Origin of the sequence: Brevibacillus daliensis (assembly GCF_021245735.1) — a bacterium.
Classification (GTDB): Bacteria; Bacillota; Bacilli; order Brevibacillales; family Brevibacillaceae; genus Brevibacillus_B; species Brevibacillus_B daliensis.
Genome location: NZ_JAJISB010000035.1, coordinates 1 through 20,741, shown reverse-complemented (window position 1 = coordinate 20,741; position 20,741 = coordinate 1). Strand labels below are relative to the sequence as shown.

At 40.4% G+C, this 20,741-nt stretch carries 20 protein-coding genes; 18 read left to right on the top strand and 2 right to left on the bottom strand.

The genetic code is table 11. From position 1 onward, the window contains the following. Nucleotides 1–374 precede the first annotated feature (374 nt). From vanR to vanZ-F, 4 genes are all read left to right on the top strand, one after another. The gene (gene vanR, locus LM917_RS20270; RefSeq protein WP_232699533.1) at nucleotides 375–1,070 is read left to right on the top strand and encodes a vancomycin resistance response regulator transcription factor, VanR-F/VanR-M family; all 696 of its coding nucleotides are present in this window, start codon (nucleotides 375–377) and stop codon (nucleotides 1,068–1,070) included. Beyond that, nucleotides 1,063–2,169: a vancomycin resistance histidine kinase VanS gene (gene vanS / locus LM917_RS20265; protein WP_232699532.1), complete on the top strand. Its 1,107-nt coding sequence runs from the start codon at nucleotides 1,063–1,065 to the stop codon at nucleotides 2,167–2,169. Before vanR ends, vanS begins: the two co-directional genes overlap by 8 nt. A 109-nt stretch (nucleotides 2,170–2,278) precedes the next feature. Continuing rightward, the gene (vanY, locus tag LM917_RS20260) at nucleotides 2,279–3,142 is read left to right on the top strand and encodes a VanY-A/VanY-F/VanY-M family D-Ala-D-Ala carboxypeptidase (RefSeq protein ID WP_232699531.1); all 864 of its coding nucleotides are present in this window, start codon (nucleotides 2,279–2,281) and stop codon (nucleotides 3,140–3,142) included. Nucleotides 3,143–3,202: 60 nt separating this feature from the next. Continuing rightward, nucleotides 3,203–3,823 (top strand): glycopeptide resistance protein VanZ-F, encoded by a 621-nt coding sequence (vanZ-F, locus tag LM917_RS20255; RefSeq protein WP_232699530.1) that lies wholly within the window; start codon nucleotides 3,203–3,205, stop codon nucleotides 3,821–3,823. Nucleotides 3,824–4,191: 368 nt separating this feature from the next. Here vanZ-F and LM917_RS20250 read toward each other — a convergent pair whose 3' ends face one another. Beyond that, the gene (locus LM917_RS20250; RefSeq protein ID WP_232699529.1) at nucleotides 4,192–5,550 is read right to left on the bottom strand and encodes an aspartate aminotransferase family protein; all 1,359 of its coding nucleotides are present in this window, start codon (nucleotides 5,548–5,550) and stop codon (nucleotides 4,192–4,194) included. A gap of 110 nt (nucleotides 5,551–5,660) precedes the next feature. On the opposite strand from LM917_RS20250, the gene LM917_RS20245 reads away from it, so the two are divergent. After that, nucleotides 5,661–6,929, top strand: a complete 1,269-nt coding sequence (locus tag LM917_RS20245) for a dicarboxylate/amino acid:cation symporter (RefSeq protein ID WP_232699528.1) — start codon at nucleotides 5,661–5,663, stop codon at nucleotides 6,927–6,929. Between the two features lie 129 nt (nucleotides 6,930–7,058). Here the strand turns inward: LM917_RS20245 and LM917_RS20240 are convergent, their stop codons facing one another. Next, nucleotides 7,059–8,957 (bottom strand): endonuclease MutS2, encoded by a 1,899-nt coding sequence (locus tag LM917_RS20240; protein ID WP_232699527.1) that lies wholly within the window; start codon nucleotides 8,955–8,957, stop codon nucleotides 7,059–7,061. Between the two features lie 606 nt (nucleotides 8,958–9,563). Here LM917_RS20240 and LM917_RS24835 point away from each other — a divergent pair. The 13 genes from LM917_RS24835 to LM917_RS20180 all read left to right on the top strand — a co-directional run. Next, a complete protein-coding gene (locus tag LM917_RS24835; RefSeq protein ID WP_373688812.1) occupies nucleotides 9,564–9,737 on the top strand; it encodes a DUF4236 domain-containing protein in 174 nt (57 codons plus the stop codon). A gap of 356 nt (nucleotides 9,738–10,093) precedes the next feature. Beyond that, nucleotides 10,094–11,233: a 1-propanol dehydrogenase PduQ gene (locus LM917_RS20235; RefSeq protein ID WP_232699526.1), complete on the top strand. Its 1,140-nt coding sequence runs from the start codon at nucleotides 10,094–10,096 to the stop codon at nucleotides 11,231–11,233. Between the two features lie 133 nt (nucleotides 11,234–11,366). Further along, a complete protein-coding gene (gene eutS, locus LM917_RS20230; RefSeq protein ID WP_232699525.1) occupies nucleotides 11,367–11,723 on the top strand; it encodes an ethanolamine utilization microcompartment protein EutS in 357 nt (118 codons plus the stop codon). A gap of 16 nt (nucleotides 11,724–11,739) precedes the next feature. After that, complete coding sequence (locus LM917_RS20225) at nucleotides 11,740–12,171, top strand: EutP/PduV family microcompartment system protein (RefSeq protein ID WP_232699524.1); 432 nt, start codon at nucleotides 11,740–11,742, stop codon at nucleotides 12,169–12,171. Nucleotides 12,172–12,251: 80 nt separating this feature from the next. Continuing rightward, nucleotides 12,252–12,824 (top strand): ANTAR domain-containing response regulator, encoded by a 573-nt coding sequence (locus LM917_RS20220; protein ID WP_232699523.1) that lies wholly within the window; start codon nucleotides 12,252–12,254, stop codon nucleotides 12,822–12,824. Between the two features lie 249 nt (nucleotides 12,825–13,073). Continuing rightward, nucleotides 13,074–14,504 (top strand): ethanolamine ammonia-lyase reactivating factor EutA, encoded by a 1,431-nt coding sequence (eutA, locus tag LM917_RS20215; protein WP_232699522.1) that lies wholly within the window; start codon nucleotides 13,074–13,076, stop codon nucleotides 14,502–14,504. A 26-nt stretch (nucleotides 14,505–14,530) separates the two neighbouring features. Continuing rightward, complete coding sequence (locus LM917_RS20210; protein ID WP_232699521.1) at nucleotides 14,531–15,895, top strand: ethanolamine ammonia-lyase subunit EutB; 1,365 nt, start codon at nucleotides 14,531–14,533, stop codon at nucleotides 15,893–15,895. Nucleotides 15,896–15,913: 18 nt separating this feature from the next. Beyond that, nucleotides 15,914–16,834 (top strand): ethanolamine ammonia-lyase subunit EutC, encoded by a 921-nt coding sequence (eutC, locus tag LM917_RS20205; protein ID WP_232699520.1) that lies wholly within the window; start codon nucleotides 15,914–15,916, stop codon nucleotides 16,832–16,834. Nucleotides 16,835–16,852: 18 nt separating this feature from the next. Next, a complete protein-coding gene (gene eutL / locus LM917_RS20200; protein WP_232699519.1) occupies nucleotides 16,853–17,506 on the top strand; it encodes an ethanolamine utilization microcompartment protein EutL in 654 nt (217 codons plus the stop codon). Nucleotides 17,507–17,517: 11 nt separating this feature from the next. Beyond that, a complete protein-coding gene (locus tag LM917_RS24585) occupies nucleotides 17,518–18,165 on the top strand; it encodes a BMC domain-containing protein (protein ID WP_304502595.1) in 648 nt (215 codons plus the stop codon). A 51-nt stretch (nucleotides 18,166–18,216) separates the two neighbouring features. Then, entirely contained in the window at nucleotides 18,217–19,680 is a 1,464-nt protein-coding gene (locus LM917_RS20190; RefSeq protein WP_232699518.1) for an acetaldehyde dehydrogenase (acetylating), read from the top strand. A 53-nt stretch (nucleotides 19,681–19,733) separates the two neighbouring features. Next, nucleotides 19,734–20,030, top strand: coding sequence for a propanediol utilization microcompartment protein PduA (gene pduA, locus LM917_RS20185; RefSeq protein WP_232699517.1), 297 nt, complete (start codon nucleotides 19,734–19,736; stop codon nucleotides 20,028–20,030). Between the two features lie 138 nt (nucleotides 20,031–20,168). Continuing rightward, nucleotides 20,169–20,741: cobalamin adenosyltransferase family protein (locus LM917_RS20180; RefSeq protein ID WP_232699516.1), on the top strand; the 573-nt coding region annotated here is incomplete at its 3' end.

Here is a 20,741-nt window from a genome sequence, read left to right as displayed (position 1 = left end):
CTTAACCAAGATGTGTCCATGAAACTATACTAACTCCACTAGAAAGGAGCCTAATGAAAAATCTAATTCAATGATTTTAATAAACTATAGAAGTAATTTAGAAATTGAGAGTAAAAAATGAATGTAAAAAAGAGATTACAAAAAATTGCAGAAAACCAGTTAAATAAAGCCATTCTGTATTCCGCTAATGGGCAATATTTTTAAGAAGAAAAGGAAACAATAGAATATAAATAAAAACTCTAAATTTTTCAACTAACTGTCACACTGTTAAACTAACTTTGCGGAACTAACTATCAAAAACTGATGTTTTTTTATGATACAACTTCGTGTGACTTATTGACGATCAATGATAACTTTGTCTAGGAGTGGAATAAATGAAAAATATAACAATATTAATAGCTGATGATGATATAGAAATTGCTGATTTGGTTGCTATACATTTAGAGAAAGAAGGGTATCGTGTCATTAAGGTATCGGATGGGCAAGAAACTATTGATGTTATCCAGACTCAACCAATTGATTTACTGATTTTGGATATTATGATGCCGAAAATGGATGGATATGAAGTTACACGTCGCATTCGCGAAAAACATAATATGCCCATTATTTTTTTGAGCGCTAAAACGTCTGATTTTGATAAAGTGCAGGGACTCGTGATTGGAGCAGACGATTATATGACGAAACCATTTATACCCATTGAATTGGTAGCTCGGGTAAATGCACAGCTGCGGCGCTTTATGAAGTTGAATCAACCTAAAACCAAACAGAACTCAAACTTGGAATCTGGAGGATCAACGATTTCTCCTGAACAACGTACAGTTACTCTATATGGTAAGAATATTGAGTTAACATCGAAAGAGTTTGAGATTTTATATTTATTAGCTAGTAATCCAAATAAAGTTTATAGTGCAGAAGATATTTTTCAGAAGGTATGGGGGGATGCATACTATGAAGGTGGGAATACCGTTATGGTTCATATTCGCACTTTGCGGAAAAAACTTGAAGAGGATAAACGAAAAAACAAATTGATAAAAACTGTATGGGGGGTAGGTTATAAATTCAATGGGTAAAATACTACGAAGCTTTCGTTCAAAAATGATAATGTTGTTAGGTTTAAGCATGTTGTTGACTAGCGCCATAACATACCTACTCTTTAAAGTACTCCAATTGTATTATTATACAAATGTTAGTTATGGAGATACACTAGCTTATTTTCGCAAAATCATACAAAATATTGGAGACTTTAACGTCTTTTTACTGTTATTTATCCTGCTTTCGATATTGTTTTTCTTTTTACTTACAAAACCCTATTCTGCCTATTTCAATGAGATTTCAAAAGGAATTCATTATCTCGCTCAGGGTGACTTTAAGCATCGAGTTCAAATATTGTCAAATGATGAATTTAGTGATATTGCACAAGGCATTAATCTGGCAAGTGAAAAATTGGAACAAGCCATAGAAAGGGGTGACTTTTCGGAAAGTAGTAAAGAGCAGTTAGTAGTAAATTTGGCTCATGATTTGCGCACACCTCTTACCTCTGTTTTAGGTTATTTAGATTTAATCCTTAAGGATGACAGCTTGACTGAAAATCAGATCAGGCATTATTTAACGATTGCCTTTACCAAATCTCAACGCTTAGAAAGGTTGATTGATGAATTATTCGAAATAACTAGGATGAATTATGGCATGTTACCAATTGAAAAGAAACAAATCGATTTAAGTGAGCTACTTATTCAATTGAAAGAAGAGTTGTATCCTGTCTTCGAGAAAAACGATTTGACAGCAAGAATGAATATTACTTCCCCTTTATCTATTATGGGTGATGGAGAGTTGTTGGCGCGTGTGTTTGAAAATCTTCTGATTAATGCAAATCGCTATGGATATGAGGGGCAGTATGTAGATATCAACGGCTTTATTGATTCAAAGGAAGTAGTTATTCAAGTTATCAATTATGGGGATGCCATTCCTCCAGATGAACTGCCTTATATTTTTGATATGCTTTATACTGGTGACAAAGCACGAACTCATCAAGAAAATAGCACAGGTCTCGGTTTATTCATTGCGAAGAATTTAGTAGAGCAACACAATGGGACGATTACTGCTGAAAGTAATTTAATACGCACTATATTTGAAGTCCGTTTACCAATGGAGGAATCCCAAAGAGATTAAGTGTAAAATCCAAGTAAAAAATTTAATAAAAATTTTATATTTACCCCACTTTTTATTTTAAAAGTTTTTCCTATCCTATAAACAAGTTACATCAAGGAGGAAACTAAAAATGAAAAAGTGGGGATTTTTATTGGTCTTTGCATTTTTTCTGTTTTTTATTTTTAATATATTACCGATATTTCAGGATAAAGTAGAGGTTCAAATATATGAACAAAATGATAATGCAACTGCTGAAAATATCCAAAAGATTGAGATTACAGAAGAACAGGTCTATCAGGGAAATCTGCTTTTGGTTAACAATGAATATTCTGTTCAACAAGTAGGTATAAAATCGGATATCGTAAATTTATTTACGCACAAAGAATTAACAACTGGATACGAGTTACTTAATAGCGAAATTAAATTGTCAGAAGAAATAGCTGAAAAATTTTTTGAGATGATAGCTGCTGCCGAAGAGGATGGGGTTAGTAATTTTTTAATTAGCAGTGGTTATCGAGACTTGGATGAGCAAAGCAGATTATACGAAGAGATGGGAGCTGACTATGCTTTGCCAGCTGGTCATAGCGAACATAATTTAGGATTAGCACTTGATGTAGGATCTACTCAAATGAAGATGGATAAAGCACCTGAAGGAGAGTGGATAGAAGAAAATTCTTGGAAATACGGCTTTATATTACGTTATCACTTGGATAAAACGGATGTTACCGGAATTCAATATGAACCTTGGCATATTCGCTATGTCGGCTTGCCTCACAGTGCGATTATACAGGAAATGAATTTAGCTTTGGAAGAATATTTGGATTATTCAAAAGGAGAAAAGAGCATTTCTGTTAGTGTTGATAGGAAAAAATATACAATTTCATATTATCCCATTTCTCAAAATGAGACAATTGAAGTTGAAGTACCAGCGAATGAACAGTATGAAATATCTGGTAATAATATAGATGGAGTGATTGTGACCACATTTTCTTGAATTAGGTTCTAAAATGATAAAGTCATAGGTTTAAATGTATAGTTAGGAGACGTATTCTATATGCTTACAGTTACAGTTTTGTATACTTATTTTTGTACTATTATTTTTTGTATTGTGTTTCAGATTGGATTTTTATTAAAGGCGCAAAAAAAATTATCTAGTAAGCATTTTCTATGGGTGTATGTTTTTCTTTTCTACCTTGCGCTAGTGTATATGGTGACGGGGATAGGGAATATATGGGGAATTGGAAGATATGGAACATTAATTCGTATAAGTGAAATCAACTTACTTCCATTTTCTTCTGAAGGTATTACTACGTATATTTTGAACATTATTCTGTTTATGCCATTAGGTTTTTTATTGCCAACTATTTGGCCGAAGTTTAGAACAATTAAAAATACTGCATGTACTGGGTTCTTTTTTTCATTGGCTATTGAGCTACGTCAATTGCTAAATCATAGGATTACAGATATTGATGATTTACTTATGAACACCCTAGGGACAATAATTGGGTATTTATTATGTAAAGCTTTATTTAAAATGATATATAAAAGAGGTGAAAAAAAGCTTAATAATAAATCTTCTCTAGTAATACAATACGAGGCTATTTTTTATTTAGTTTGCTCGTTTATAGGTATGATATTACTTTATTATCCATTTTTATTTCGAAGAATTATCTAAATGAATATTATGATTGTCTGTATATATAACGAGGAAAGGGGTTAGGTTATCAGCTGCCTGAGGGAACAAAAATTATTTGACAAGAATCTGATCCTACATTTCATCTTGCATACACATAAAAATATTGAATGAATTGGATTAGATAGAACGCAGTATGTGGGGAAACTCGCCTGTACGGTGTGAAGTGAGGGAAAAAACGGCGATAACGTCAAAGGCTTACCTATCGCTATAGTAACGAAGAAAGCCCAATTCCCAATAGTGTTGAGGAATTGAGCTTTTTAATATTGTAATTTCCTTAACGTTGTAAATCCGCATTTTCCTGACGCTACCCCAATAAGAGGTTTTTCTTACGATATCCTACTATTTTTCTACACAGTAACCAATTGACCAAGAGCAGCAAAGCTTTTCTCAAATGCTTCCAACGTCGCCTTAATTTCAGCAGGTCCGTGGGAATCTGACATGGAGAAACGGTTAAGCGGTTTGGAATATACACCATTGTCCATTAATAAATAATCCAAAGCAAGACGAAGATCGTTACGGTTTTTACCCAGATCACGGTAGTTACGAATCTCTGCCTCGGTTGCAAGGATATTAAAGATCGTACCAACTCCGACTGTTGTCATTGGAACGCTATATTGCTGGGCCAAAGCTTCAATGCCGTCACGCAATTTGTGTGTTCGTTGTACCAAGCTGTCGAATTTACCTGGTTCTTTCAAATAACGAATCGTAGCGAGACCAGCTGCCAGAGAAATCGGGTTACCATTAAAAGTGCCACTATGGAACACAACATCTTCTTTCTTCTGGGAATGAAGCGGAGAGCAATTCTCCAGAAGATGTTTTTTACCTCCAACAAGACCAATCGGGAAGCCGCCTCCCAATACTTTACCAAGAGCAGTTAAATCTGGTTGAACCCCGTAATATTCTTGGGCACCACCTAGCGTGATGCGGAAGCCTGTTTTTACTTCATCAAAGATCAGGATGATTCCAAGAGTCGTACACAGCTCGCGCAATGAACTCATGAACTCTATATCAGCAGCAATGTATCCGGACTGCATTGGCTCAAGGATGACAGCGGCCAATTGGTCTTTTTTCTCTGTCAAAATCTTTTCGCACGCATCCCAATCATTAAATGGAAGGACGATGGTATGTTGCAGGTAATAATCAGGAATACCTAGTGAATCAGCGACGGAATCTGGAGCGGTGTGTTCGCCACTCGTATCGATTTTTGGATTAACGCTTACCAGAACATGATCATGCGCTCCATGATAATGCCCTTCGAATTTTGCCAGATGTGTTTTCCCTGTATACGCCATTGCAAGTCTCATCGCAAACAGGGTAGCCTCTAAGCCGGAGTTAGTAAAACGGATTTCATCGAAGCTCGGATACAATTCTACCAATTCTTTTGCCATCTCAAGCTCCATGGGGTGGGTAGCACCGAAACTGGTAGTTCCTTGATTTTCCCACACATTTTGCAGAGCTTTTTGTACGACAGGATGTCCATGTCCAAGTAATAAGGCTCCATACGATAAAAGGTAATCCACATATGCTTGACCGTCTAGATCATACAGCCATGCATCCTTTGCTTTGTCAAACGTAATGGGAAATGGATGGTAGAAGCGAAGATTTCCGTTAACTCCGCCTGCAATTACATCCTTGGCTTGTTGGAAAAAAGCCGCTGACTGCGGACGTTTCGCCCCAAATTGTTGTTGTAAGGTTGATAGGTTCATTATAAAAACCTCCAGGTAGTAGTTTGAATTATGAAATAATTATTGCATTAACATAAAATTTAAGCAATAATAATTTCAAAGGAAAGAATATTCTGAAAAGGAGGAGGAATATGAAAGTAAGAGCTGCCTTTTTTATTTTAGCCGCAACCGTATTAGGTGCATTATTTGGGCATTTTTTCCCCGAGTGGGGCGTATCGATTAAAGTCCTAGGGGATGCCTTTATTCGCTTAATTAAAATGATAGTTATTCCTGTTATCGTAACAACGCTGCTGGTTGGAATAGCGGGTGTTGGTGACATGAAGCGCATGGGGCGAGTAGGTATCAAGACTGTGATTTGGTTTGAAGCCATTACGACCTTGATACTCTTTGTGGGATTAGCCGTCGCTAACATCGTACAACCAGGTAAGGGCGTTGATTTAAGCCAGCTTCCAAAGGCTGATATTAGCACGATTGAACAAAACACCTCCATCATTATGGATGGAAAAACGTTGCTACTAAATATTATCCCTACAAACATTGTAGATGTTTTGGCGAAGAGTGATCTACTTGCTGTTATCTTTTTCTGTGTCATGTTCGGTATAGCGCTTGTTAGTATGGGAAAAGAAGCAAAGCCACTTGTTTCCATGTTAGAAATTGCTTCAAAAGCTTCCTTCCGCTTGGTGAATTTGGTTATGGCAGTTGCGCCAATCGGTGTATTTGCATTAATGTCCGCTACCATTGGTAAGTATGGAATCGGGCTTTTAATACCGTTACTCAAACTGGTGGGAACTGCCTACCTCGGTCTAGCCATTCTAGTCTTTGGACTCTTTCCGTTAATCGCACTATTTCTCAAAATTAAAATTAAAGATGTATACAAGATGATCTGGGATCTGATGATAATCGGTGCATCTACTGGTAGTACAGAAACAGTAGTTCCGCAATTAATGCAACGTCTGGAAAAATTCGGTGTTCCTAAATATATTACTTCTTTTGTTATTCCTGCGGGTATGCCACTAAATTCAGATGGGACAACCCTGTATCTGACGATTGCCGCTTTGTTCATCGCGCAAGCATTTGGTGTTGAAATGAGCTTGCAGCAGCAGCTCATTATGATTCTGTTCTTTATTGTAACCAGTAAGGGTGTTGCCGCAGTTCCGTCATCCTCAATGGTCATCTTGTTAGCGACAGCGACAGCGGTAGGTTTGCCAGCTGAAGGTGTAGCCTTGATTATCGGTATTGACCGTATCATTGATATGGCACGTACAGCTGTTAATGTTATGGGGCACGTATTCTCAAGTGTGGCGGTGGCGAAGTGGGAAGGGGTATTTGGAAAAGACCCTTCTGAATTAGAAGCAATATCAGATATCGATCACACGGAACCTAAAGTAGTCACGACCTAATTCTTATCCTGTACAGTTGAAGAAAAACCTCCTAAATACCAGTATCAATAGTGAGTCAATCTTATAGAAAAAAATGACCTCACCAGAGTTAGGAATAACTCGTGAGGTCATTTTTCATGAAGGCAATAGTTATTTTCGATTTCTAATTTCTTTCTGGATCTTTCGCAATGCCTTTTTCGAGCCTCTCTCAAAATCATGCTGTAACTTACGATCCTGATAGGCTATGAACAGGGTATTTACATTGTAGCCCTTCGGATATAATTCCGATGCTTTTAGCTCCAGTGTAATTCGTTTATCGTTGACCTCGATAAACTCACCTTTATAAAGCACAACCAGATTGTTGAAGTTGTCTCTACCCTTATATACGAGTCCAAAATCGTTCTTCTCTAATAATTTTACTTTGTCGCCAATCTGGTACTCATACATTTCTTTCACTTTTGTCGATACGATTTCAGGTTTTTTTATCTTATTGTCTCGTACACGATCCAAATTATATACTTTATTCTTCATATAATTGGTTGCTTTTTGAATGACCTGTTCACGTAAATTCATTTTTTGGGCGATCCATATTGCATTACTATCCCCCGATTCCCCGATGATCAGTTTATACAGAGGCGTGAGGGTTTCGCTGTCGAATTGCATGGCCGCATTCATGAAATCGCTATGAATCTCCGAGTAACGTTTAATCTCACCATAATGTGTGGTTGCAACGGTAATGCAGCCCATATGATAAAACTCTTCTAAAATTGCGATAGCAAGCGCAGCCCCTTCGTTAGGCTCTGTTCCACTCCCGATCTCATCAAATAACAGCAAGGTATTATTTTTCGAGTCTCTCATGATTTCTGAGATATTCTTAATATGAGAAGAGAAGGTACTAAGTGCATTCTCGATACTTTGATTATCGCCAATATCAACAAAGATTTTTTCGAATATCGCGATCTCGGTAGATTCATCGGCAGAGATGTGAAAACCAGACATGGTAGCAAGTGTTACTAAGCCAATTGTCTTTAGAACAATGGTTTTTCCACCTGCATTGGGTCCTGTAATAACTGAGCTACGATAATCTTGCCCAATTTCAAAATCCAGCGGGACGATAGTACCGTGAAGCAACGGATGCTTACATTTGACCAGTTTGATCAAACCATGATTATTCAGGCGTGGCTCGATGCCATCGATGCTTTTACTATATTTCGCTTTTGCAAAGATCATGTCATACTGACTAATCAGATCGATATTGATTGTAACCTCATGAATCTTTTCTGAGATCATTCCGCATAAGGTAGCTAAAATCTGATACTCCTCGATCGATTCCTCAGATTTGAGCATGGCTAATTCTACATTTAACTTGGAGATGGCTTCCGGTTCAATAAATACGGTTGAGCCTTTGGAAGAAATCTCAACTACAGTTCCTGCCACCTGATTTTTAAATGAAGCTTTAATTGGAATGGTAAAGCGGTCCCCTTTTTTACTGACAAAGAACTCTTGAATATACTCCTTATTAACATTGCTCTTGAGGAACTTGTTTAGTCTCTCTTCAATTTTTCCTTCGGTAGCTTGAATCTGAGTACGAATACGCTTTAAATCCTTACTTGCAGCAGAATCGACTCGGGACCCTTTTATGGAAAACGTGATTTCTTCCTCGATAGAAGGGAACTCCGACATGGATTGACTATATGAAGAGAGGACAGGTGCAAAAAATTGCTTGTCGCGCATAAATGTTTTGATTTTTCTACAACCCCGTAAAAAGTCAGCAATCCCGACAAGCTCCGATGGCTCTAAAATCATACCCTTTTCCAGCTTGTCGATCATAAAATTAATGTTGGATGTCCCAAGAAGCGGAATGTGACTCTCGGCGTTTAGGATATTTCGTGCTTCGGACGTTTCGTTTAATCGATTCTTCACTACAGATAGATTAGAGCTAGGCTGTTGTTTATCCAGAAGCTGTTTTCCTAGATCACTTATACAAAAGGATTTAACCAGTTCTTTTAACGCAGTAAATTGTAGCTTATCAAATGTATTTTGATTCATTTTCTATTCTCCTCACAATGATCTGTCATCATTAATGAAGACACCTGTGTATTAGATTTCAATGAGTTTTGTATTTTGTAGAGAGTAGGTTAAGTGGACAACCCACTCCTATTCGCTCAAAAATGCAAATAAAAAAAGCTGTGGGGATACCACAGCTTTACATACATTTACAAGGCATGAGTGATTGCCAAATGACATGATTGGAGTAGGAAAAGATGTGGATATACATCTGCCTTTTCACCATATCGCAAATGGCACAGCACGCTTTCTAAAGTATTAGCAGGTATCTTCATTAGGTACCGTAAATAAATCCATGGAAAAATAAGGGTATCTTCTACAGCAAATACCGCTTGTTTGTATCAAAAGATTTATTCACGTTCAGTTTCCTATTTTGAAGATACGGCTACACTCACAAACAGCACCTCACACTCGTTTGATTGGACTCATTGAAATCTAAATGTTGTAAGCATTTTACTAAATTATTTGGAAGAAGTAAAGGTCGTTACAAAAAATAGGCTTGTTAGTTGGTTATCTAGTCTACTTTTAGATAAATTTCCTTCCCCTTCACTTCTTATCACAGTTCCATAGGCGTATAAATAAAGGGAGATGATGGCGAACCAAATGGAGGTCCTTATGGGATTTCACTTCAATAAAAGCTTTAAAATTTTCAAAGGAGTTTGGTTGAACATTGGCTCACATGGAATAAGCATTAGTTTCGGTAAGGGAAAGGGACTTTCTTATACCAAAAGACTATTCTCTAGAAGAAAAGAACGCAAATAGAGCATGAAGAGATTTCTTCGTATTTTTTTCGCTCCTTGCACAATAATAGATATAAGTGAGTATCGCTCACTCTAATCTTGCAATACAAAAACTCTAAAGTAGCACTGGAAAAAGGAAGTTTGGTGTAAATCCAACACGGTCCCGCCCAACAGACACCAAAATTTTTCTCGCTTTCACTCATAGATTAACGGTAATCGAGTTAAAATACTACAGTGAGGGATGGTACAACCATACATGTATATAAGCAACGTACACAATGGCGTGTACTACGCATAACTTGCAAAAAAGCAAAGAGGCTTTTAAAAGGAGTAGGTTCTTTTAAAGGTCTCTTTTATTTATAAGGAGGTGCCGTATTTTTGGACAAAATTTCATTTAAGACAAATATCTACATGGGGACTGGGGCACTGGACAGACTGACGGAGCTGAGAAACAAGCGGATTTTTATCGTCACCGACCCATTTATGATAAAGTCCGGAATGCTTACCTATGTATTTGATCGCTTGGATGACAGTAATGAACAATATATCTTTAGTAACATTGTCCCTGATCCACCTGTAGAAATCGTAACAGAAGGCGTAGAAAAACTGGGAGAATTTAAAGGCGACCTGATCATTGCACTTGGCGGAGGTTCGGCAATTGATGCGGCTAAAGCAATGATGATTTTTGCCAAAAAAATCTTGAAGCTAAGCGATATGCCATTTATCGCGATTCCAACTACGAGCGGTACTGGCTCAGAGGTAACATCCTTTTCAGTAATAAGCGATAAGGCAAAGAACGTTAAATATCCGCTAGTCTCAGATGAGATGCTGCCTGAAGAAGCGATTCTCGATCCGGAGCTGGTGAAAAGCGTGCCTAACTTCATTACCGCAGATACTGGTATGGATGTCCTTACACATGCTATTGAAGCATTTGTATCAACGAGAGCAAACGATATTTCTGACGCCTTGGCAGAAAAAGCAATTAAACTGGTATTCGAATATTTACCTAGAGCATACAAGGATGGTAATGATCTAGTTGCTCGGGAAAGAATGCATAATGCCTCTTGTATGGCTGGACTTGCTTTTAATATTACTTCACTTGGTCTTAACCATGGGATTGCCCATGTAGCTGGAGCAAAATTTAAGATTCCGCATGGACGCATGAACGCCCTTCTACTCCCGCATATCATTGAATTTAATGCCGATTATAAATCTGGTTTTACTAAAGAGGGAGATAGTGTGACAGCAAAACGTTACGCTGATATTTCCAAAACGCTATGTCTGTCAGCAACCTCGACAAAGAGCGGAGTTCGCAGTCTGGTTCAGGCGATTCGACAGCTGATGAAAAAACTGGACATGCCACAAACACTGAAAGAGTGCAACATCTCCCAACAGACGGTAGAAGAGATGAAAGATGCAATCGCAGAAGGGGCATTAAAGGATGGATGTACGGAGACGAATCCTCGAATTCCAACAAGTGCAGACGTGAAGGATATCCTGATGAAAATGTTTCAGTGATGGAAAATATTTTTTTCCACAAACTAGAATGGTTAATCTGCTTACCGTACAAAATATAGGAAAAGTAGCACAATGATGTGTGAGGAAATGAGAGTGTAAAACTTCGCTTTGGTTGTAAAGATAGGATGATAGCATGAACCAACAAAATGAAAAACAGCGCGTCATTCAAGAGTATGTTCCTGGTAAACAGGTAACACTAGCTCATATCATTGCCAATCCGAACCCGGATCTGTATAAGAAGCTGGGATTGGTAGCTGAAACGAGAAATGCCATCGGAATTATGACGATTACTCCGAGTGAAGCGTCCATTATTTCAGCAGATATAGCGACAAAAGCTGCTAATATACAGATCGGGTTCGTTGATCGATTTAGTGGCTCGCTTGTAATAACGGGAGATGTTGCAGCGGTAGAATCTGCAATAAAAGAGGTTCTCCTTGGTCTGTCCAATATCCTCGATTTCTCTGCTGCTGTAAAAATTACGCGAACGTAGGGAGTAGGAAGAAAGCTTGAAAAAAATAATTGTTGTTGGGAGTACTGGTTCCGGCAAAACAACCTTGATTCAGCGGTTACATGGTCAAGCAATCAGTTACAAAAAAACGCAAGCAATCGAAAGCTTCGATCAAGCAATCGATACACCTGGAGAATGCATCGAAAACCGCTTTTTATACAAAATGTTACTTGTATCAAGTGTGGAAGCAGATGTCGTTGGGCTCGTGCAAGATTGCACCAAGGAGGAGAGCTACTTTCCTCCTGGTTTTGCCTCAGCATTTACTAAGCCTGTGATTGGAATTGTGACCAAGGTTGACCTAGCAGTATCGGAAAAAGAGGTTGAGCGCGCCTCCGAGTATTTACTCCAGGCTGGCGCCTCTGAAATCTTCGAGATATCGTCCACGAAAAATCTGGGATTCACCGAGCTAGAATCATACTTGGAAGAGTAGGCGATTCATAATCTCGCTGTAGCTGGTAGAGTAATCGGATCTAAAGAGCAAATTTCTTCACACAATGAGGTGCATACTACATGAATAGAAGAATTGTAATAGTCGATGATGAGCCTATTACAAGAATGGATATTCGTGAGATGCTGCATGGGGCGAACTACGATGTAGTAGGGGAAGCTTCTGATGGGTTTGAAGCCATCGAATTATGCAAAAAGCATCTGCCAGACCTGGTAATCATGGATATTCACATGCCTCTTCTGGATGGATTGAAGGCTGGTAAGCGAATCATTACTGAACAGCTCGCAGGAGGACTTGTCCTTCTTAACGCAATCATTGACAAACAGTCTATTGAAAAAGCATCCTCGATTGGGGCTCTCGGTTATATGGTGAAACCACTCGATGAGAAATCATTGATTCCCATGGTGGAAATCACGATTGCTAAGGGGAAAGAGATTTGTAAGCTTGAAAAGGATCTGGCAATGGTTACTCAAAAGCTGGAAGAACGAAAAGTCATTGAAAAAGCTAAAGGTATTTTGATGAAAGATAATGGTTTTTCGGAAGACGAAGCGTATCAAACGATTCGAAGACTTAGCATGGATCGGCGATGTCCCATGATTGAAATTGCATCTACCATCGTTATTTCCTATGACTGACCAACGAACAAGGCATCTTTCGTGTCGATTACATAGTGATCTGTTACTTGGAGACATTGCCAAAAATGTAATGTGACCAGATTGATGAAGTGATTACCTAATTATGAATACATCGGACTACAAGGTCGTAGTTCCAAAAGCAATGAGGCTTACTTTTTCCAACCCTTTCTTTACGTGTAGGGATTGGTTACTGGTAAGCCCTTTTGTTTTTGACAGATGCAAAAAACCCGATGTGATGGGGGCTATAAGATGAAAGAAGAGTTGCTTAGCGTAGGCATTGATATGGGAACATCAACCACCCAGCTTGTCTTGTCCAAACTGCATATTGAAAATATGGCTTCCAGTTTTACTGTTCCACGTATTGTGATTACAGACAAAGAAGTGATATTTCGAAGCGATATCTGTTTTACCCCGATGCTCCCGGATAACCGAATTGATGCCCAAAAAATCAAGGTATTTGTGGAGGAGCAGTACAAAAAAGCGGGGATTAAAAAAGATGAGATTCAAACAGGTGCTGTAATCATAACAGGGGAGACTGCCAGAAAGGAAAACGCCAACGAAGTACTCCAGACTCTGAGCGGTTTTGCGGGTGACTTTGTCGTGGCGACTGCTGGTCCTGATCTGGAAAGCATTATTGCAGGGAAAGGTGCTGGGGCCCATACCTATTCCAAGGAGCATTCCACAACGATAGTCAATATCGATATCGGCGGTGGTACCAGTAATCTGGCTCTATTTTCACATGCTGATTTACTCGATACAGGCTGCCTCGATATAGGTGGCAGGCTGATTAAAGTAGATCAACATACACATCAGATTACGTACATCGCTCCTAAAATTGAGCAACTCATTGAATTAAAAGGTTTGGGGCAAAAAATAGGCCAGCGGGTTACCACAGTCGATTTACAGCCTATTATTCAGGAGATGGTACAGCTACTGGAAGAAAGCGTAGGAATCCGTCCACAAAGTGAGTTCTACGACACAATCGTAACCAACAAAGGACTAAAACTGGATCGTCCAATCCCGTGTATTTCTTTCTCAGGTGGGGTTGCTGATTATATTTATAACGAAGCGCCAGAGGATGTTTTTATGTTTGGAGATATTGGCATCTTGCTTGGGCGCTCCATAGCCGCTTCCCCCTTATTCAATCAAATGAAGATAGTCCGCGCAGTGGAGACGATTCGAGCCACAGTGGTAGGAGCAGGCTCCCATACAACGGAGATTAGCGGAAGTACCATTACTTATACGGAAGAGAGCTTTCCGTTAAAAAATATCCCGATTCTTAAGCTTGCCTGGGCAGATGAAGTGGGAAGTGAACAGCAACTGGCAAAAACAATCGCAGACAAGCTGAATTGGTTCAAAGTAAATAAAGATCTACAGCGAGTTGCCATTGCCATTGAAGGTAAGAAAAACCTTAGCTTTCAGGAGGTCCAGAAATATGCACGCGGTTTACATGCAGGGATGGCGGAGCTGATTGAGAGAGAGTATCCGCTGATCATAATCGTGCACCATGATATGGCCAAGGTTTTGGGACAAACGCTGTACGCTCTTCTTAATTATGAAAAAGACGTAGTTTGTATCGACAGCGTGTTAGTTGATAACGGAGATTATATCGACATTGGGAAACCAATCGCTAACGGCAAGGTATTACCCGTTGTTATCAAAACACTCGTGTTTAACTAAAGTGACATCTGGAAGGAGGAGCTTTTGTGATCTTAAAAGCAAAGTTATTTGGTCATGTGTATCAATTTAAAACACTCATGGAAGTTATGGCGAAAGCGAATGAGGAAAAGTCGGGGGATATCCTGGCTGGTTTAGCAGCTACCTCAGCTGAAGAACGGGTGGCAGCAAAAGTCGTTTTGTCCCAAATTACATTAAGTGACCTCAGAAATAGTCCGGCTGTTCCTTATGAGCAAGATGAGGTAACACGTATTATTCAAGAGCAGGTAAATGAACGAATTTACAATGAGATTAAAAACTGGACAGTTGAAGAGTTACGAGAATGGATTCTGAGTGACAAAACATCTGAGGTGGATATTAAGCGGATCTCTCGCGGGCTAACTTCCGAGATGGTGGCAGCAGTAGCCAAGATTATGTCCAATCTTGATTTGATCTATGGTGCTAGCAAAATTCGTGTAACTGCAACAGCAAATACGACAATTGGTTTACGTGGAACATTGTCTGCACGTTTGCAGCCGAACCATCCGACAGATGATCCAGACGGTATCATGGCTTCTTTGATGGAAGGTCTCACTTTTGGAATTGGCGATGCCGTACTAGGACTTAATCCGGTAGATGATTCGGTAGAGAGCGTCACGCGTGTACTTAATCGCTTTGAAGAATTTAGACAAAAATGGGATATCCCGACACAGACATGTGTACTTGCTCACGTAACGACGCAGATGGAAGCAGTGAAGCGAGGGGCTCCAACAGGACTGATTTTCCAATCTATCGCAGGGTCTGAAAAAGGAAATGAAGCTTTCGGATTTAATGCGACTACCATTCAAGAAGCGCAAGATCTAGCTCTTAAACAAGGACAGGTATATGGTCCGAACGTGATGTACTTCGAAACAGGACAAGGCTCAGAACTATCGTCAGAAGCGCATCATGGAATTGATCAAGTGACGATGGAAGCGCGTTGCTATGGTTTTGCCAAGAAGTTCAATCCATATTTGGTTAACACGGTAGTTGGGTTCATTGGACCAGAGTATCTGTACGATGCGAAACAGGTAATCCGCGCAGGACTCGAAGACCACTTTATGGGCAAGCTAACAGGGATCTCAATGGGCTGTGACGCTTGTTATACCAATCATATGAAAGCGGACCAGAATGATTTGGAGAATCTCGCAGTTCTATTAACCACTGCAGGATGTAACTTTTTTATGGGTATTCCGCATGGTGATGACGTTATGTTGAACTATCAAACGACCGGTTACCACGAAACAGCGACCCTTCGCCAAATGTTGGGGCTTCGTCCAATTCCGGAATTCGAAAGATGGATGGAAAAAATGGGCTTTTTGGAGAATGGCAAACTAACCAAACGTGCTGGAGATGCTTCTGTATTTCTCAAGTAAAGAAAGGAGGAGACTATTATGAACGAACGAGATTTAAAAAGCATGATAGAGGCAATTTTAGCTGATATGGTGGGCGATAAAGTAAGCGCAGCTGTGGGGAATCCACAGTCTTCTACTCTCCAGTCAACAGGAACTGAGTCTGTGCGACCTACAGGTAACAAGCCAGTCGTAAGCGATGGAGTGTTGGACGATATCACGGAGATCGATCTTCGTAAACAACTGTTGGTTGAAGACCCTTATGATCGTGAAGGCTACCTAAAAATGAAAGAAAAAACGCCAGCTCGTCTGGGGGTTGGCCGTGCAGGTCCTCGTTATAAAACAATTACTTCTCTACGATTCCGTGCAGACCACGCAGCTGCTCAGGATGCGGTTTTCTCTTACGTTGACGAAAATTTCGTCAAGGAGATGAACCTGATTCCAATCCATACGCTTTGTATTGATAAAGACCAGTATATAACTCGTCCAGACCTAGGACGTCAATTTTCTGAAGAGATGATCGCTACGATTAAGGCGAATACGAAAAACAAGGCGAAAGTTCAAATTATGGTGGGGGACGGGCTAAGTTCAGCCGCGGTTGAAGCGAACCTACGAGATATCATTCCAGCCATTACTCAGGGTTTGAAAATGTATGGAATTGAGACGGGAAATATTTTGTTTGTTAAGCATTGCCGGGTTCCTTCGATGGATGTAATCGGTGATGTGACGGAAGCAGAGGTTGTCTGCCTATTAATCGGTGAACGCCCTGGACTGGTTACCGCAGAATCCATGAGCGCCTACATTGCCTACAAGCCAACGGTGGGGATGCCGGAAGCAAGACGCACTGTAATCTCCAATATTCACTCTGGTGGAACACCTGCAGTAGAAGCAGGAGCACATATTGCTGAGCTGATTAAAACCATGATGGATAAAAAAGCTTCTGGTATTGACTTAAAACAATAACGAATAAAGGAGGTTCCTATGCGAGACGAAAAGATTCATGCAACTGTTTTGGGTATGAAGCTCATTTCCAATGTAAGTCCCGATTTGGTGGAAAAACTGGAATTGAAGCCCGAGCATAAAAGTCTGGGAATAATTACTGCAGATATTGATGACATAACGTACACAGCACTTGATGAAGCGACAAAAGCATCAGATGTGGACGTGGTTTATGCGAGAAGTATGTATGCTGGTTCTGCCAATGCATCTACAAAGCTTGCGGGTGAAGTGATTGGCATTCTCGCTGGTCCGAGCCCTGCCGAGGTACGCAGTGGACTGAACGCAGCAGTAGATTTCATTCATAGCGGAGCACATTTTACCAGTGCGAATGAGGATAACAGTATTACGTATTATTCACACTGTGTTTCACGTACTGGCACGTATTTGTCTCAAACCGCTAATATTCGTGAAGGAGAAGCGATCGCTTACCTGATAGCTCCCCCTCTTGAGGCGATGTATGCCCTTGATGCCGCGCTTAAATCAGCAGACGTAAGAATTGCTGTGTTTTTCGAACCTCCTTCTGAAACAAACTTTGGTGGTGCATTGCTTACAGGTAGCCAATCTGCTTGTAAAGCTGCGTGTGATGCCTTTGCAGAAGCGGTTAAGTTCGTAGCTGATAATCCGACGGCTTATTAAGGGTGAATGCCATGATAAATAGTGCGCTTGGTTTAGTAGAAGTAAAAGGATACGTTGGAGCTGTTGCGGTGGCTGATGCTGCTCTGAAGGCAGCAAATGTGAAGTGTCTAGGACTTGAAAAAATCAAAGGTGGTCTAGTTACGGTTAAGCTGGATGGAGATGTAGGTGCTGTTCGTGCTGCTGTGGATGCAGGGGCTGAAGTGGCAACCAATCTAAATGTCTTTTTGACCAAGCATGTGATTCCTAAACTGCATGAAGGTACGGTTGCTATGGTAGCTTCAGGAAATAACAGCAACCAGAAATCGGAGCAAGCTCCTTCCAGTCCGACATCACATGAGGAAAGTGATATGAAGAATTATATACCGCAAGCAACCGATACGACCACAGGATTCAGTGAAGCTGAAAATGCAGTTGGTCAGACAGCAAATGACGATATAGCAGCTTCAGTTAGGGAAGTAGAAGCAACTCCTGAAGAATCAACAATTGCCCCACTTTCATCAACGAACAGACCAAGTTTGATCGTTCCAGAAAGTTCGCCCAAAGCAGCCATTCGTATGGCAAATGATGAGACAAGTAGTACAAGCGAAATACTATCGAATAATAGTTCAGCAACAAAAGCAAATAAGAGTACCAAAAAACCCAAAAAAGCTGGAACTTAAATATCGCATGAAAGATATAGCAGGATTAGGTAAAGAAAGGCAGGTGCTTTGATGGAAACACTGGATAAAGATCTTAGATCGATTCAGGAAGTACGTAACCTGATTCAAAAGGCAAAAGATGCACAGGAAAAGCTGGTAACCATGTCACAGCAACAAATCGACGCAATTGTAAAAGCTATTGCTGATGCAGGTTACAAGCATCGTGTACAGCTGGCAAAAATGGCAAATGAAGAGACAGGCTTCGGGCGCTGGGAAGATAAAGTAATCAAAAATCTGTTTGCCTCCAAGTACGTATATGAATGGATCAAGGACATGAAAACGGTGGGAATTATTGGTGAGGACAAGGTGAAAAAAGTAATTGAAGTGGCTGTACCAGTAGGTGTAGTCGCTGCTTTGATCCCGTCAACTAACCCAACTTCTACGGTAATCTACAAGGCAATGATCGCGCTGAAAGCAGGGAACAGCGTTGTGTTTTCACCACATCCAAATGCATTAAAGTGCATTCTGGAAACGACGAAAGTAATATACGAAGCAGCGAAGGAAGCTGGTTGTCCAGAGGGCGCCATTAGCTGTATCACCGTGCCAAGTCTTCAGGGTACAGACCAATTGATGAAGCATAAGGATACCTCGCTGATCTTGGCAACAGGTGGAACGCCAATGGTAAAAGCGGCTTATTCCTCTGGTACTCCTGCGATTGGTGTAGGCCCAGGTAACGGACCTGCTTTTATTGAGAAAAGTGCCGATTTTAGGTTAGCTGCCAAACGTATCATTGATTCCAAGACATTTGATAATGGAACGATTTGCGCCTCGGAGCAATCTGTTGTGGTTGAAAAGTGCAGTAAGGATGCGGTCATTACTGAATTCAAAAAGCAAGGTGCCTACTTTCTGTCCAATGAAGAAGCGGATAAACTAGCTAAATTCATCATGCGACCAAATGGATCGATGAATCCACAAATCGTTGGAAAAAGTGTAGAGCACATTGCAAAGCTGGCTAATCTAACCATTCCTGCGGGTACTCGGGTTCTCATCGCCAATGAAACACGAGTGGGACACAATATTCCATATTCCCGTGAAAAGCTGGGACCAATCTTGGCGTTCTACGTGGAAGAGGACTGGAAGGCAGCCAGTGAACGATGCATAGAGATTCTGCATGGTGAAGGTGCTGGTCATACCATGATGATTCATTCCGAGAACGACGAGATTATCCGCTACTTTGGTTTGAAAATGCCAGTATCCCGTCTGTTGGTTAACACACCAGGAACACTGGGCGGTATAGGGGCATCAACCGGTATCGCACCTGCCTTAACCTTGGGGTGTGGTGCAGTTGGTGGTGGCTCTACTTCTGATAACGTGAGCCCGCTTAACCTGATGAACATTAGAAGAGTAGCGTTTGGAATTCGTGAGTTGGAGGATCTGGTAGAAGAACCTCCTGCGAGCAGTGCACAAGCAATGAGCAGTCAAGATAAAGAGCAGTTAATTAACGCAATCGTGAAGCGAATTCTGGAAAAAATCTAGATCATGTAAGTAATAACCATTGATTGATACACAATACGAGGAGGAAATAACTAATGGCAAACGCAAATGCATTAGGCATGGTAGAAACAAAAGGTCTGGTAAGTGCGATTGAAGCAGCAGATGCGATGGTGAAAGCAGCTAACGTAACGCTGATCGGAAAAGAACAAATTGGATCTGGACTTGTAACAGTAATGGTACGTGGAGATGTAGGTGCTGTTAAAGCTGCAACAGATGCAGGAGCAGCAGCGGCGGAACGTGTTGGAGAGCTCATTTCCGTACACGTCATTCCAAGACCACATGCAGAAGTAGATGCTATTCTGCCTAAATCCTCAAGAGCGGTAACTGAATAGTACATGTTACGAAGCAGGACAAGGTGGATGCAGACTTGGATTGCATCCATCTTTATCCCCTGCGGTTGTCCACATAAAAGAAAACGATGAGACAAACATTGTGAGCGGTTCAGCACCGGGTTCTAAGGATGTGAGTAGATGGCCGTTATCACAGAAAGTGATTTGCGGAGGCATTTTAAGTCTCAAAAATTAAAAGATATTACTGTGTATGAGGCTCCAAAAGGAACGATTTTGACCCCTTCCGCCAAAAGCTATCTGGCGGAACATCAAATTGAACTGAGATATGATGTTGACCATAAAAAAGTGGAAAGTACAGTAGTACCTATCCCCTCTATACCTGAAGTGAAAAGCCAAGTCTCAAAACCTGTTCCGATTCCGATCCAGGAATCAACGGATGGGAAAGTACGTTACGAAACGATATATGGCGGTTTTTTGGATACCAAGCCGGAGCATATGACACATTTATTTGGAAACTTGTTGGTCTTTAAAGACCATCCCCGTATTGTGTTAAGAGGCAAACTGGATTCACTCGAAACAAAGATTTTGGAATCGCAGATTAGCTGCTCCAAAATGAAAATGAGCAAGCTGGTAAATGATTTGGAAGAAATTCTGCTTTTTGTACGTCAGATTATGCGTAGTGAAGTGCTAAATGAAAACATGAATGATTTTCTTCTGCTCGGGATGACACCTGCCGAATTACGTGAACAATCA